The organism is Streptomyces sp. NBRC 110611 (assembly GCF_001590865.1).
Lineage (GTDB): Bacteria > Actinomycetota > Actinomycetes > Streptomycetales > Streptomycetaceae > Streptomyces.
In genome coordinates, this window is the sequence record NZ_BBUY01000001.1 from 750986 (window position 1) to 766096 (window position 15111).

11 protein-coding genes, 1 pseudogene and 1 riboswitch are annotated in these 15111 nt (G+C 72.0%); of the genes and pseudogenes, 6 read left to right on the plus strand and 6 right to left on the minus strand.

The features are described from left to right. Positions 1-202 (minus strand): hypothetical protein (locus AZE13_RS37430; protein ID WP_220127555.1); only part of this gene is annotated, 202 nt, incomplete at its 3' end. Positions 203-380: 178 nt separating this feature from the next. On the opposite strand from AZE13_RS37430, the gene AZE13_RS03285 reads away from it, so the two are divergent. From AZE13_RS03285 to def, 6 genes and pseudogenes are all read left to right on the plus strand, one after another. Next, positions 381-1085, plus strand: coding sequence for a sigma-70 family RNA polymerase sigma factor (locus AZE13_RS03285; RefSeq protein ID WP_220127556.1), 705 nt, complete (start codon positions 381-383; stop codon positions 1083-1085). After that, entirely contained in the window at positions 1082-1507 is a 426-nt protein-coding gene (gene rsrA, locus AZE13_RS03290; RefSeq protein WP_066926564.1) for a mycothiol system anti-sigma-R factor, read from the plus strand. The genes AZE13_RS03285 and rsrA overlap by 4 nt, the downstream gene beginning before the upstream one ends. A gap of 305 nt (positions 1508-1812) precedes the next feature. Continuing rightward, positions 1813-3186: pseudogene (locus tag AZE13_RS03295) on the plus strand (HD-GYP domain-containing protein); the annotation flags it as partial. 263 nt (positions 3187-3449) lie between these two features. Next, positions 3450-4793, plus strand: coding sequence for an HD-GYP domain-containing protein (locus AZE13_RS03300; protein ID WP_107288224.1), 1344 nt, complete (start codon positions 3450-3452; stop codon positions 4791-4793). A 410-nt stretch (positions 4794-5203) separates the two neighbouring features. Further along, positions 5204-6205 (plus strand): tetratricopeptide repeat protein, encoded by a 1002-nt coding sequence (locus tag AZE13_RS03305; RefSeq protein ID WP_066926566.1) that lies wholly within the window; start codon positions 5204-5206, stop codon positions 6203-6205. Between the two features lie 69 nt (positions 6206-6274). After that, the gene (gene def / locus AZE13_RS03310) at positions 6275-6919 is read left to right on the plus strand and encodes a peptide deformylase (protein WP_066926568.1); all 645 of its coding nucleotides are present in this window, start codon (positions 6275-6277) and stop codon (positions 6917-6919) included. Between the two features lie 113 nt (positions 6920-7032). On the opposite strand, the gene AZE13_RS03315 is transcribed toward def, so the two are convergent. The 5 genes from AZE13_RS03315 to AZE13_RS03335 all read right to left on the minus strand — a co-directional run bounded on the left by AZE13_RS03315 (position 7033) and on the right by AZE13_RS03335 (position 15064). Next, on the minus strand, positions 7033-8946 hold the full coding sequence (locus AZE13_RS03315) for a transglycosylase domain-containing protein (RefSeq protein ID WP_066926570.1): 1914 nt from the start codon (positions 8944-8946) through the stop codon (positions 7033-7035). 142 nt (positions 8947-9088) lie between these two features. Continuing rightward, on the minus strand, positions 9089-10144 hold the full coding sequence (locus tag AZE13_RS03320; RefSeq protein ID WP_066926572.1) for a ribonucleotide-diphosphate reductase subunit beta: 1056 nt from the start codon (positions 10142-10144) through the stop codon (positions 9089-9091). A gap of 2 nt (positions 10145-10146) precedes the next feature. After that, positions 10147-12600: a ribonucleoside-diphosphate reductase subunit alpha gene (locus AZE13_RS03325; protein WP_107288225.1), complete on the minus strand. Its 2454-nt coding sequence runs from the start codon at positions 12598-12600 to the stop codon at positions 10147-10149. Between the two features lie 180 nt (positions 12601-12780). Then, a riboswitch (cobalamin riboswitch) is annotated at positions 12781-12882 on the minus strand. A gap of 212 nt (positions 12883-13094) precedes the next feature. Beyond that, positions 13095-14711, minus strand: a complete 1617-nt coding sequence (mctP, locus tag AZE13_RS03330) for a monocarboxylate uptake permease MctP (protein WP_181690254.1) — start codon at positions 14709-14711, stop codon at positions 13095-13097. 86 nt (positions 14712-14797) lie between these two features. Next, positions 14798-15064 carry a DUF3311 domain-containing protein gene (locus AZE13_RS03335; RefSeq protein WP_079123691.1) on the minus strand — a complete coding sequence of 89 codons (267 nt, stop codon included), beginning with the start codon at positions 15062-15064 and terminating at the stop codon, positions 14798-14800. Between the last annotated feature and the right edge of the window lie 47 nt (positions 15065-15111).

The window sequence follows — 15111 nt, forward strand, 5'->3', positions numbered from 1 at the left end:
CGCCGCCCGCCGCCCGCCGCCCGCCGCCCGCCGCCCGCCGCCCGCCGCCCGCCGCCCGCCGCCCGCCGCCCGCCGCCCGCAGCTTGTGGTCCGCCGCCCGTGGTCCAAGGGCGGCCGGAGAAAAGGCGGCGAGGGCGGGAATGATCCGGTGGACCGTGCTGTTGAGGCTGTCGTACGCACTCGAGTACGTCCGGTGAAGCACGAGAACGGGAGACCGCCGCATGGGAATCGCTTGCCCGGCCCGCACGGCCGCTGACCTGCCGTGGTCGCAGATGCAGGTGGCTCAGTCCGCCCTGGCTGGAGCGGCGGCGGCCCCGGATCGTCGTCTATTCTCCGAATCGGGTGGGTCCGTTTCCGGATCCGCGACGGTGTTGGAGGAGGTGGGTTCGGTCACTGGTACCGACGCAGGGGCCGACGGCACGTCTGAGGAGCAGTCCGCGCGCCGCCAGGAGAGTGTGGCCGAACGCAACGCGCGATTCGAACGGGACGCCCTCACCTTCCTGGACCAGATGTACTCCGCCGCACTGCGCATGACGCGGAATCCGACGGACGCCGAGGACCTGGTGCAGGAGACGTACGCCAAGGCGTACGCGTCCTTCCACCAGTTCCGGGAGGGCACCAACCTCAAGGCCTGGCTCTACCGCATCCTCACCAACACCTTCATCAACTCCTACCGCAAGAAGCAGCGGGAGCCGCAGCGCAGCGCCGCCGACGAGATCGAGGACTGGCAGCTGGCGCGCGCCGAGTCGCATATGTCGACGGGGCTGCGCTCCGCCGAGTCCCAGGCGCTCGACCATCTCCCCGACTCGGACGTGAAGGCCGCCCTCCAGGCGATCCCGGAGGAATTCCGTATCGCCGTGTACCTCGCGGATGTCGAGGGCTTTGCGTACAAGGAGATCGCGGACATCATGGGGACACCCATCGGCACGGTGATGTCCCGGCTGCATCGTGGGCGGCGCCAGCTGCGCGGGATGCTGGAGGATTACGCCCGTGAGCGCGGGCTGGTTCCGGCGGGGGCGGCGGCCGTGGACCCGCAGGCCGCGCGGACGTCGGAGTCGCACGACCGGAAAGGCTCGGGATCATGAGCTGCGGAGAGCCGCACGAGAAGGACTGCTCAGAGGTCCTCGACCACCTCTACGAGTATCTCGACCGCGAGATGCCCGCCGGGGAGTGCGTGGAATTCCAGGAACATCTCGACGAGTGCCACCCGTGCCTGGAGAAGTACGGTCTGGAACAGGCCGTCAAGAAGCTCGTCAAGCGCTGCTGCGGCCATGACGACGTCCCCAGCGATCTGCGCTCCAAGGTCATGGGCCGGATCGAGCTCATCCGGGCCGGCGAGGCCGTCCCCGAGGTGAACGTCCTCGATCAGGCCCGGCACGAACAGGCACAGCGGGAGCGGGCCGAGGCGGCCGCCGCCTCGGCGCAGGCGACCGGCCGGCCCGAGGAGACCGGCGGCGCCGACACCCCCGACGCGCGCACCGACGCGGACGCGGACGCCGCGCGCTAAGGCGCTAAGGCCTGTCTCTCCGGCGTCGCGAGGCTGGGGGGCACCTCCCTGTTCGAGAGAAGCCGAGAGCTCGGGGGGAGGGGTGACGACAGGGCCCGGGCCCTGTCGCCTCCGAACCATCGGGCACGCCGGCGTGAGCGGTATCAGGTGCGGTTCACCCTAAGGGGTGAGGGGTGGGGCGATTCCTCCCGCCCGATCCGCTGATGGGCCCTTCCCGCCGCCCCGGCGCCTCTATTCTCGCCGAACCCCATTGCCGCACGGACGGACAGCCGTCCGCATGCGAGGGGCACGGTGAGGAGGGCGCGATGCGGGAACTTCCGGGGGCCGCGCGATGGTATGTCGGCTGTGCGGCCCTGGCCGCCGCGCTGTGTGCCGCTCCCGCCTTACGGCTCGGCGCCGACGCCCCCTGGAGCACCGCCCTGGCCCTGGCCGTTCTCTACGCACTGTGCGAACAGGTCCGCCGCTGCCCGCCGTTGGGCGGCCGGGCGCTGTACGGCGGAGGCGCCGGTCCGGAGCCCGGCGGCTTCCCCGCCCGCTGGGCGAGCCCCGTCCTGCTCGCGGCGGCCGGGCTGCTCCCTCCGCCGCTGGCCGCCCTGGCCGCCGTCCCCGGGGCGCTGCTCGCCCCGGCCGAGGAGCGTGCGGCCGCCGCCCGCAGGATCTGGCACGCCGCCGAGCCGGCGCTCGCCTGCTACGCGGCCGCCCAGGTCTTCCGGATCATCGGCCACCACCCGCTGTCCGCACCGCAGTTCCCCGCTCTGCTGCTGCCGGCCGCGGCGGCCACGGTGGCCTTCTGCGCGGTGCTCTCCGCGCTCGACGGCGGGGTGCTGATCGCCGCCGAGCGGCATCCCGTACGCACCGCCTGGCGCGGACTGCTGACCCGCTCGCTGGGGCCGTACCTGGTGCACGGTCCGGCCGGGCTGATGATGGCGGTGCTGTGGGGCAGCCCGTACGGGCCGCCGGCGGCGCTGCTGGTGCTGCCGCCGATGTACCTCTCCTGCTGGGGCTTCGACCGGTACCACCGCGAACGCGCCGCCCATCGGGCCACCGTCCGCGCCCTCGTACAGGCCGTGGACATCAAGGACCGCTACACCCGCGGGCACAGCGAGCGGGTCGGCCGGGCCTCGGTGATGATCGCCCGGGAGCTGGGTATGCCGGAGGACCGGACGGAGGTGCTCAGGTTCGCCGGCACCCTGCACGATGTCGGCAAACTCGGCGTGCCCACCCGGCTGTTGCGCAAGGACGGGCCGCTCACCCCGGAGGAGCGCCGGGTCATCGAGCTGCATCCGGAGTACGGACACGAGATCGTGCGCGGTATCGGCTTCCTGGGGGAGGCGCGGTCGGCGATTCTGCACCACCACGAGCGGCTGGACGGCCGTGGCTACCCCTATGGCCTGAAGGGACATCAGATCCCCGAGTTCGCACGGGTGGTGGCGGTCGCCGATGCTTTCGACGCGATGACCTCCACCCGCTCCTACCGTCGGGCCAGGCCGGTGCCGGCGGCGCTAGCCGAGCTGCGCCGGTGCGCCGGCGCGCAGTTCGACCCGCGGATGGTGCGGGCGCTCGCGGCGTCGCTGGACCGGTACGGCTGGGACCCCGGTCCGGGGCCCGGGCCGGTGGCGGCGGAAGCGGCCGCGGCGGAAGCGGCTGCGGAGCCGGCCGCGGTGCCGGGCACGCCGGGCGTGGTGCGGGACGGCGTGCGGCACGCGATGCGGGGCGGTGGAGGAGGCAGAGGAAACGTCACATCTGAGGGGGTCGCCGGGGTCGCCGGGGTCGGTGGCGCGGCGGTGCGGGACGCGGCGCAGGATGTGGCCGTGGCCGTGGCCGTGGCGCCCGGGCCGGCACCGGAACGGGCCGCCTCTTCTCGCCCCTCAGGCCTCTCAAGCCCCTCAGGTCCTTCAGGCCCCTCGGCCCCCTCGGGCCCCGCCGGTCAGGGCGGTGGCCGATGACGCCCGCGCCCGAGGAGCCCCCTGACGCCTGCCGGGCCGGGAGCCCGCCCGGCCCGCGCCGCCGCGGCGTCCCCGCCGTCCGCGGCCGGGTCGTGGCCGCCGCCGTCCACTTCCCCGCCGCCGCCCTGGCGTGCTGGTCGCTCGGCCGGACGCTCTGGGACGGCCTGGCCCGGCCGGGTGTCGCGCTGGCCTTCGGGGCCCTGATCGCGGTCGGTGAGCTGGCGGGACGGAGCCCGGCGCCGGCTACCGGGTACGGCCGGGCACCGGAGGAGCGGTCCGGCGCACCGCTCGCCGCCGCCGGTGCGCTGGCGTACGCGTTGCTCGGCGAGGCCGGCGGACGGCCGACGGCGCACGGCGTCCCGCAGACCGTGGCCGTCGTCCTGGCGGCCGGTCTGGTCGGCCTCGTGCCGCGGGCCGCCCGGGGCCGCGGGCCCGCGCTGGACCCCCTGGCCCGCCGGGTGCTGACCGTCGGGTTCGCCGCCACCTGCTCCCAACCCCTCTATGCCACCGGGGCGTTGGGAAGCCGGCCGGCCTCGGGGCCGGCCCATCCGCTCTTCCTGGTCGTCCTGCTGGCGCTGGCCACGCTGTGCGACGCGGTGCTGGCGGCCGCGCTGGCCCGGGCCCGTACCGGCCGGCCGTACGGGCCGCTGCTGCGCGACGAGTTGCGGGCGCTGCCCGGACCCGGCGCCGCCGTCTGCGCCACCGGGGTGGTGATCGCGCTGGGCACCGCCGTCGCCGGGCTCTGGGCGCTGCCGGTGTGCGGTCTGCCGCTGCTGCTCACCCAGTTCGCCTTCCGCCGGTTCGCGGCGGTTCGCGCCACCTGCCGCCAGACCATCGCCTCGCTGGCCCGGTCGACCGAGATCGCCGGGTACACCCCGTACGGCCACGCCCGCCGGGTGGCCGCGCTCAGCCGCGCGGTGGGCCATGAACTCGGCCTGAACGCACCGGACCTGGACATACTGGAGCACGCCGCCCTGATGCACGACATCGGCCAGCTCTCGCTGCTGGACCCGGTGCCGGGCGGTGCCACCGCCCCGCTGCCGCCCGCCGAGCAGCGCCGGATCGCCCTGCTGGGCGGTGCCGTTGTCCGGCAGACCGGGGCCCCCGCCGAGGTCGCGGCGATCGTCGAGCGGCAGGCCGATCCGTACCGGGACCAACCGGTCACGGCGCGTATCGTCCGCACCGTCAACGCCTACGACGATCTGTCCGGCGGGAGCGCGGGGCCCGGCGGACGGCTGTGCGCCCTGGAACGCCTGCGGCTGGCCACCGCGCGGGACCACGAGCCCGGGGTCGTCGAGGCGCTCGCCCGCGTCCTGGCACGCGACGGCCGGGCCGGGTGAGGGCCCGGGGGCGCCTGGAGCGTACGGGACGTGTGGAGGTGCGCCGGGGGCGGGGAACGGGGCGCCGATCAGGGCACCGGCCCGGGCCGCGGGCGCATGCCTGGGGACGGGAAACCCTGGGCAGAATCCCTGTGCGGGCGCCTGCGCCGGCGCCGCGGAACCGTGGCCCATGTCATGGAACCCACGGGTAATGAGCGCCCCGCGAGATGGGCATGGTTGGATGCGAAGGAAGCCCCTCTCAGGGGGATTCAGGGGGTCGGCGAAGAGCGACGGGCCGCCGGGGGCGCAGCAAACCAGGCTGAGCCCGACGGCAATCTGTGGCAGGTTGTCGAGTGGGCCCCCAATAGGGCCCGGGGCGCCGCTCGGGGCACCACCGGAGCGGCATCGAAAGCAACCAGCAGGCGGGAATCGTGAGGATCTTCGGCAAGGTACGGCACCGGCCCTCCGCCTCGTGGCGGCAGGCGACCGACCGCGCTTTCACGCTGATCGGCGACGGCCGTTACGAGGACGCGGGCGCGCTGCTGACCCGCGCCGCGGACCTGGAGCCGTGGCTGTCGGAGTCCTGGTTCAACCTCGCGCTGCTGCACAAGTTCCGGCATGACTGGGAGCAGGCCCGGGCGGCCGGGCTGCGCGCGGTCGCGCTGCTGGACCGTGAGACCGGGGCGCCCGACTGGTGGAACGTCGGGATCGCCGCCACCGCCCTCCAGGACTGGCCGCTGGCCCGCCGCGCCTGGCAGGCGTACGGCCTGAAGGTCCCGGGCGAGGGCTCCCCGTCCGGCGAACCGCTCGGTATGGCCCTGGGCAGCGCCGCCGTCCGGCTCTCCCCGGAGGGTGAGGCCGAGGTGGTCTGGGGCCGCCGGCTGGACCCGGCCCGTATCGAGGTGCTCTCCATCCCGCTGCCGTCCTCCGGGCGGCGCTGGGGCGAGGTGGTGCTGCACGACGGCGTCCCGCACGGCGAGCGCACCACGGCCGCCGGTGACGGCGGTGCCACCAGGGCGTATCCGGTGTTCGACGAGATCGAGCTGTGGGCGCCCTCGCCGGTCCCCACCTGGGTGGTGCTTCTGGAGGCCGCCACGGAGGCCGACCGGGACGCCCTGGAGCGGCTGGCGGCCGACGCCGGTTTCGCCGCCGAGGACTGGTCGTCCTCCGTGCGGCTGCTGTGCCGTACCTGCTCGGAGAGCCGGATGCCCAGCGACGAGGGCGACGGCGAGCATCTGGACCCGCACGATCACAGTGAGCCGGGTCACCCCGGCCCGCTGGGCCACCGCACCGCGGGCTCGGGCTCGCTCTGGGTGCCGGAGCGCGAGTGCGGTATCGCGGCGCCGTCCGGCCTGGTCCGCGGGCTGCTGGACGGCTGGGTCGCGGACAGCCCGGACACCCGGGAATGGCGCGATCTTGAAGAGGTCTGCTGAGCCGCCTCGCGTGCCCCCGTAGGCTGTATGCGACTGATCAGGGTTTTGTGAGGAAGGCGTACGGCGGAGATGGCCCAGCAGCCGGTGTTTGATCAAGAGGGTGACCAGCGCGTGGACGAGGAGTTCCTCGACGACGTCACGGACGCGGCGGAGCGGGAGGCGGCCCACCGGGAGCGCGGCACCTCGCGGCCGATCACGGTGGTCGGCAATCCGGTGCTCCACAAGGAGTGCAAGGACGTCACGGAGTTCGACGACGGGCTCGCCCAGCTGATCGACGACATGTTCGCCAGCCAGCGCACCGCCGAGGGCGTGGGCCTGGCCGCCAACCAGATCGGTGTGGACCTGAAGGTCTTCGTCTACGACTGCATGGACGACCAGGGCGTCCGGCATGTCGGCGCGATCTGCAACCCGGTGCTGGACGAGCTGCCCGCCGACCGCCGGGTGCTGGACGACTCCGGCGAGGGCTGCCTGTCCGTGCCGGGCGCGTACGCCGACCTGGCCCGGCCCGACTACGCCGTGGTGCGCGGTCAGGACGCCAAGGGTGAGGCGGTCGTCGTCCAGGGCACCGGCTACTTCGCGCGCTGCCTGCAGCACGAGACCGACCACCTCTACGGCTACCTCTACATCGACCGGCTCAGCAAGCGGGACCGCAAGGACGTGCTGAAGCAGATGGCCGAGCGGGAGCCGCGCTACCCGGTCGTCGCCAACGACTGAGGCCGGCAACTGAGGCCGGCGACTGAGGTCAGTGGTCGGCGTGGGGCGCCCGGTGCTCGGTACCGGGCGCCCCGTCGCTGTTCCAAGGGCGTCCTGTCCCCGTCCCGCCGTCGTCAGGCCGTCCCCTGGCAGGCGCTCCAGATCTGCGGCGGCAGGGCCGTGCCCAGTGTCTTGTCGTCGCCGCCGACGCCCTGCAGGGGCAGCAGGTCGGGCGCTCCGGGCTGGTTGCGGAACAGGGTGACGGCCGTGGTCGGCTCGTCCTTCCCGCCCGTGCCGCCGGCCGTGGTGCCGAAGGCCGGGCCGGCCGCCGGGCTGCCGACGAACCAAGCCGACTTCATCCGGTCGCCCGGCTCCGTGCGGCCCGCCACGACCGGCCGGGCCCCGGACAGCCCCGGGCTCCGCCGGCCCAGCCCCTCCAGGGTCGCCGAGACCTCCTGGGCGACCCCGGCGTCGATGACCTGCCGCGGCTCGGCGCGGTCGAAGCCGCTGATCGCCGTGCCGTCGTGGGTCACTTTGGACACCGCGTACGGGTCGGCGTGCAGCCCGTCGTTGACGAAGGTGGTGTAGGCGCTCGCCAGCCGTATCGCGCTGGGTGCCGAGGTGCCCAGCGGGAAGGTCTGCTCCAGGCGCGCCAGGCTGTCCTCGTGCAGTCCGGCGGCCACCACGAGGTCCTTGATCCGCTCCAGCCCGATCCGCTGCCCGGCCTGCACGAACGGCAGGTTCTCGGCCGTCAGCAGGGCCCCGCGCAGATCCCCGGGGCCGCGCCGCCGGTCCGCCGGGGCGGCCTCGGCCGCGTCGGTGCCGTCCCAGGCCTGGTCGGCCTGCCGCTGGAGCGCGGCCGCGAGGACGAACGGTTTGAACGCCGAGCCGACGGGGACCGCCGTGGTGTCCGCGTTGTTGGTGAAGTGCCGGGTGGCGTCCGCGCCGCCGTAGAGCGCGACGACCGCGCCGTCCCCGGGCCGTACGGAGGCGGCGCCGAACTCCACATAGGCGTCGGCGGCGCGCTTCTTCGGGTCGAGGTTCTTCCGGCGGACGTCGTCGACCGCCTTTTCCAGGCGGCGGGTGCGCTCCTTGTCGAAGGTGGTGTGCACGCGGTAGCCGCCGCGTGCCAGGTCCTTGTCGGTCAGCCCGGTGGCGGCCCGGACGAACTTGTTGGCCACATCGACGAGATAGCCGGTCTGGCCCGCCTGGCTGGTGGGTTTCGACGGCGCCCGGGGCTCCGGGAAGACGGTGTACCGGGCGCGTTCTTCCTCGCTCATCGTGCCGGTGGCGACCTGCCGGTCGAGTATCCATTTCCAGCGGTCCACGGCCCGTTCGTGGTTGGCCTCGCTCAGTCCGGGGTCGTACTGTTCGGAGCCTTTCAGTACGGCGGCCAGCAGGGCGCCCTGACTGGGATCGAGGTCCTTGGCGTCGATACCGTAATACGCGTGGGCGGCGGCCTGGATTCCGTACGAACCGCGGCCGAACCAGCTGGTGTTGAGGTAGCCGCGGAGAATCTCCCGCTTGGTCTTCTGGTTGCTCACCTTCAGCGCGATGATGAATTCCCGCACTTTACGGGTCACCGTCTGGTCCTGTGAGAGATAGGTGTTCTTCACATACTGCTGGGTGATGGTGGAGCCGCCCTGGGTCTCCTCGCCGGAGACCATATTGACCGCGGCGCGGGCGAGGCCCTGGAAGGAGACCCCGGCGTCGTCGTAGAAGGTGGCGTTCTCCGCCGCGATCACGGATTCCTGGACGGATTCCGGCACCTTGTCGAGCGTGACGTTCTGCCGGTTGACATCGCCCACGCTCACCATCTGGCTGCCGTCCGCCCAGTAATAGACGGTGGCTTCCTTGCCGGCCAGCGCGTTCTCGTTCGGAATGTCGATCTTCGCGTAGACGAGGGCGAACAGCCCCGCCAGGCAGAGCACGCAGAACGAGAGGGTGCCGAGCCACAGCCGCCATGACGGCAGCCAGCGGCGCGGACCCTCTCGTCCCGTGCGCGGATAGTCGATGAACCGGCGACGACGCCCCTTCGTGCCCTTCATGCCCACTGAGATGTGGCGGCCGGTGCCCCGGTTGCCGAGGTAACAGAACGCTCACATTGGCGGGTTCCCAGGCCGTGGGGCCTAAGGACGGAAGGGGTGAAGCGGACGAAGGGGGTGAAGAGGCGTCGCCGGTCCGGGAGTTCTAGAACTCGTCGTCGAAGGAGACCGAGCCCTCGACCGCCACCTGGTAGGCGGAGGCCCGGCGCTCGAAGAAGTTCGTCAGCTCCTGGACGTTCTGCAGCTCCATGAAGGAGAACGGGTTCTCCGAGCCGTAGACGGGCGCGAAGCCGAGCCGCTGCAGCCGCTGGTCGGCGACGCACTGGAGGTACTCGCGCATCGACTCGGTGTTCATGCCCGGCAGGCCGTCACCGCACAGGTCCCGGCCGAACTGCAGCTCCGCCTCGACGGCCTCCTTGAGCATCTCGGTGACCTGCTGCTCCAGCTTGTCGTCGAAGAGGTCGGGCTCCTCCTCGCGGACCGTGTCCACCACCGAGAACGCGAAGTCCATATGCATGGATTCGTCGCGGAAGACCCAGTTGGTGCCGGTGGCGAGCCCGTGCAGCAGACCGCGCGAGCGGAACCAGTAGACGTAGGCGAAGGCGCCGTAGAAGAACAGGCCCTCGATGCAGGCGGCGAAGCAGATGAGGTTGAGCAGGAAGCGCCGGCGGTCGGCCTTGGTCTCCAGCCGGTCGATGCTCTCGACCGAGTCCATCCACTTGAAGCAGAACTGGGCCTTCTCCCGGATGGACGGGATGTTCTCCACCGCGGCGAAAGCGGCCGCGCGGTCCTCCGGGTCGGGGAGGTAGGTGTCCAGCAGCGTCAGATAGAACTGGACGTGCACCGCCTCCTCGAACAGCTGACGGCTCAGGTACAGCCGCGCCTCGGGGGAGTTGATGTGCTTGTAGAGGGTCAGGACCAGGTTGTTCGCCACGATCGAGTCGCCGGTGGCGAAGAAGGCCACCAGACGGCCGATGAGGTGCTGCTCACCGGGGGAGAGCTTGGCGAGGTCGGCGACGTCCGAGTGGAGGTCGACCTCCTCCACGGTCCAGGTGTTCTTGATCGCGTCGCGGTAGCGGTCGTAGAAGTCCGGGTACCGCATGGGGCGCAGGGTCAGCTCGAAGCCCGGGTCGAGGAGGTTCTTCTCACCGGTGGTGGCGGTGTGGGCGGCGGCCGCGTTCTTCTCGGGTGCAGTGGTCATGATTACTGGCATGCCTCGCAGGACTCGGGGTTTTCCAGGGAGCAGGCGATGGCCTCGGGGTCGGCCGCCTGCGGGGGGACGGTGGCCGCGGCGGCGGTGCCGCGGGCGGACTGGGCGATCCGGGTCGCCGGACGGGAGCGCAGGTAGTACGTGGTCTTGATGCCGCGCTTCCAGGCGTAGGCGTACATCGAGCTGAGCTTGCCGATGGTCGGCGAGGCCATGAACAGGTTCAGCGACTGGCTCTGGTCGAGGAACGGGGTACGGGCCGCGGCCATGTCGATCAGGGCGCGCTGGGGGATCTCCCAGGCGGTGCGGTACAGCGCCCGGATCTCCTCGGGGATCCAGCCGACCTCCTGCACCGAGCCGTTGGCCTCGCGCAGGGCGTCACGGGTCCGCGCGTCCCACAGCCCGTGCGCCTTCAGGTCCTCCACCAGGTAGGTGTTGACCTGGAGGAACTCACCGGACAGGGTCTCCCGCTTGAACAGGTTGGAGACCTGCGGCTCGATGCACTCGTACACCCCGGCGATGGAGGCGATGGTCGCGGTCGGGGCGATCGCCAGCAGCAGGGAGTTGCGCATTCCGGTCGTGGCGATACGGGCGCGCAGCGCCGCCCAGCGGTCCGCCCAGCGGGGCTCGGCGTTCGGATAGTGGTCCGGGTGCAGCACACCGCGGGCGGTGCGGGTCGCGGACCAGGCCGGGTGCGGGCCGTGCCGCTCGGCGAGGTCGGCGGAGGCCTCGTACGCGGCGAGCATGATCCGCTCGGAGATCCGGGTGGACAGCTCCCGCGCCTCGGGCGAGTCGAAGGGCAGCCGCAGCCGGAAGAACACGTCCTGCAGGCCCATCAGGCCCAGACCGACCGGGCGCCAGCGGGCGTTGGAGGCACCGGCCTGCTCGGTCGGGTAGAAGTTGATGTCCACGACGCGGTCGAGGAAGGTGACGGCGGTGCGGACGGTGGCGTCCAGCTTCTCCCAGTCCATCACCTCGGCCCCGGCGGCACCGTCCGCGGCGAGGTGCTCGGCGAGGTTGACCGACCCCAGGTTGCAGACCGCGGTCTCCCCGTCGTTCGTCACCTCCAGGATCTCGGTGCACAGGTTGGAGGAGTGCACGACCGAGCCCGGCTCGGCGGTCTGGTTGGCGGTGCGGTTGGCGGCGTCCTTGAAGGTCATCCAGCCGTTGCCGGTCTGCGCCAGGGTGCGCATCATCCGGGCGTACAGCACCCGTGCCGGGATGGTCTTGACGGCCCGGCCCTCGGCCTCGGCCCTGCGGTAGGCGGCGTCGAACTCCTCGCCCCACAAGTCCACCAGCTCCGGGGCGTCCGACGGGGAGAACAGCGACCAGTCGGCGTCCGCCTCCACCCGGCGCATGAACTCGTCCGGGATCCAGTGCGCGATGTTCAGGTTGTGCGTACGGCGGGCCTCCTCGCCGGTGTTGTCGCGCAGCTCCAGGAACTCCTCGATGTCCGCGTGCCAGGTCTCCAGGTAGACACAGGCGGCGCCCTTGCGCCGGCCGCCCTGGTTCACCGCCGCCACCGAGGCGTCCAGCGTGCGCAGGAACGGCACGATGCCGTTGGAGTGCCCGTTCGTACCGCGGATCAGCGAACCGCGGGCGCGGATACGGGAGTACGAGAGGCCGATGCCGCCGGCGTGCTTGGAGAGCCGGGCCACCTGGTGGTACCGGCCGTAGATGGAGTCCAGCTCGTCCAGCGGCGAGTCCAGCAGATAGCACGAGGACATCTGCGGGTGGCGGGTGCCGGAGTTGAACAGGGTGGGGGAGGAGGGCAGGTAGGACAGCGAGCTGGTGAGGCGGTACAGCTCGGCGACGTCCGCGAGCGCCCTGGCGGAACGGTCCTCCGCCAGTCCGCAGGCCACCCGCAGCAGGAAGTGCTGGGGCGTCTCGATGACCTGGCGGGTGGTGGGGTGGCGCAGCAGGTAGCGGGAGTGCAGGGTGCGCAGCCCGAAGTAGCCGAAGCGGTCGTCGGCCCCTTCCGCCAGCGCGGTGTCGACCAGCGCGTCCAGCCGCTCCGCGTGCGCGCGCACGAACTCCGCCGTCTCGTCGGCGATCAGCCCCTCACGGTGGCCGACCTCGATGGAGGCGGAGAAGGCGACCGCCCCCTGTCCGGCCGCCTCCTCCGAGATCGCGAGGGTGAGCAGGCGCGCGGCGAGCCGGGAGTACTGCGGCTCGTCACCGATCAGCCCGGCCGCGGCGTCGATGGCCAGCGACCGCAGCTCGGCCTCGTCGGAGCCCGGGTGCCGGCCGCGGAGGGCGGCGGCGGCCACCTTGCCGGGGTCGGTCGCGGTGAGGTCCTCGGTCAGCCGGGTCAGGGTGCGCAGCAGGGCGACACCGGGACCGTCCTGCCCGTCCACGGCCGGTACGCCGTCGGCGGGGGCGGCAGGCGTGGTCACCGCAGGCGGCGCGGCCTCGGCGTCTGACGCGGGCTCCGTTGGCGCGATGGTCACGTGATGTCTCCCTCACTCGGCGGGGGCCTGGAGGGGAGGGCGCGACGGGCGCACGCGGGCATACCGCACCCCGTTACGGTCAGGGGTGCGCGGGCACACCGCGCGGCGTCCACCGGCCCAACCCTCGGGACCCGGACGTATCGACATCCGCGCCGATGGTGGCGCGGACGTACCGTCGGCAGGTCCTCGGACTTCACGGGCGCGCGGCCGGGCCGGCATCGGGCCACTGGCGCGCCGCCTTCACCGTTGCGGGACAGTTCCGGACTCCCACCGGATTCCCCTGCGACGACAGCGAGGACGAGCATACATGTGGTGGTGGCTCATCGCGTGCACCCCCACATCTAGTGTGTTGTGAGTGATCGCACGGTGTCTGTCAGTGGTCTCGCCCGGGCCGCGGGCCGGGGCGGGCACCGGGGCCGCGCACCGGGGCCGGGCGCGCGAACGGGCCGCCGCGCCGGGGGCGCGACGGCCCGTGCCCGTCAGCTGTCGGTGGCTCAGTGTCCGCTCGGTGCGCCTGCCGTCGCCGCCGGCAGGCCGGCCGTGGCATCCTCCTCGCCGGCGTCCGCCGTGTAGTCGGCGGGGCTGGTCTCGTCGGTGCCGTCGGGGGCCTTGACCGCCTTGAGGACGAGCGTGAGGACGACCGTCACCACGACGTTCAGCGCGAAGGCGGTCAGGCCGATGTAGCCGATCTCACCGATGCCGGGGATCTCCGCGCTGGAGCCGCCGAAGTGGGCCTGGGTCGGGCTGGCGACCCCGTAGGCCGCGAGGGTGCCGTAGAGCATGCCGGCCGCCCAGCCGGCGAGCAGCGCCCACCGGTGGAACCAGCGGGTGAACAGGCCGCCGACCAGCGCCGGCATGGTCTGCAGGATCCAGATGCCGCCCAGCAGCTGGAAGTTGATGGCGACGGTTTTGTCCATGGTCAGGACGAAGACCAGGGCGCCGACCTTCACCAGCAGCGAGACCAGCTTGGCGACCTTGTGCTCCTGCTCGGGCGTGGCGTCCCGCTTGAGGAAGTCCTTGTAGACGTTGCGGGTGAACAGGTTCGCCGCGGCGATGGACATGATGGCCGCCGGCACCAGGGCGCCGACACCGATCGCGGCGAACGCGACGCCGGCGAACCAGCTGGGGAACACGTCCTCGAACAGCTGCGGGATGGCCAGTTGCGGATTGCCCTGGATGTCCGTACCGGCCTTGATCGCCATGAAGCCGAGCAGAGCCAGGAATCCCAGCAGCAGGGAATAGAGCGGCAGGATCGTGGTGTTGCGACGGATGACGTTGCGATTCCGGGAGGAGAGCGTGGCGGTGATGGAGTGCGGGTACATGAAGAGCGCGAGCGCCGAGCCGAGCCCCAGCGTCGCATACGCCCATTGGGCGTTGGGGCCGCTGACCAGCTCGCCGCGGGGTTTGCCGGGGACGGCACCGGGCTGGGCGAGCGCCTTGTCCGCTGCGTCGAAGATCGCGTCGAACCCGCCCAGTTTGATGGGGATATAGATGATCGCCACGATGATGACCAGGTAGATCAGGCCGTCCTTGACGAAGGCGATCAGCGCGGGGGCGCGCAGGCCGGACGAGTAGGTGTAGGCGGCCAGCACCGCGAACCCGATCAGCAGCGGCAGGTCCTTGACGAACCAGTTGGTGTGTTCGCCGCCGCCGATGCCCATCACGTCCAGCACGGCCTGGATACCGACCAGTTGGAGCGCGATGTACGGCATGGTGGCGAGGATGCCGGTGAGCGCCACGGCCAGTGACAGGCCCTTGGAGCCGAAGCGTCCGCGCACGAAGTCGGAGGTGGTGACGTAGCCGTGCTTGTGCGAGACCGACCAGAGGCGGGGGAGGAAGGTGAAGATCAGCGGATAGACGAGGATGGTGTACGGGACGGCGAAGAAGCCGGCCGCGCCCGCCGCGTAGATGGCCGCCGGGACGGCCACGAAGGTGTACGCCGTGTAGAGGTCACCGCCGAGCAGGAACCAGGTGATCCAGGTGCCGAAGCTGCGTCCGCCCAGGCCCCATTCGTCGAGGCTGGCCGACTGCTCGGCCTTGCGCCAGCGGGCGGCGAGGAAGCCCATGACCGTCACGGCCAGGAAGAAGAAGACGAAGACGGCGAGCGCGATGCCGTTGACGCCCTGGGTGGCGGAGGCGGCGAGCGCGGCCGGGGCATCCGGGGCGTACGGTGCGCCCGCCGGGGGGCCGTTGAAGGTCACTGGGACGCACCGCCCTTGCGGGCGCGCTGCTCACGCTGGACGAGTTTGTACGCCACCGCCGTCAGCGCGGTCGAGATCGGCACCCACAGCATCTGGTACCAGTAGAAGAACGGGATCCCGATGACCTTCGGCTCGACCCTGGCGTACGAACTCACCCACAGTATGGCGATGAACGGGGCGAGCAGGCACAAACCGGCAACTATCCGGGTCGGGGTGACGATCTGTCTGCTGGTCGGCGATCCGACCGGTCCTGGTTCTGGCATCAGCGCGGCTCCGTCCGTGGCGATGTCCCTGGTGATCTCCTGTGCGA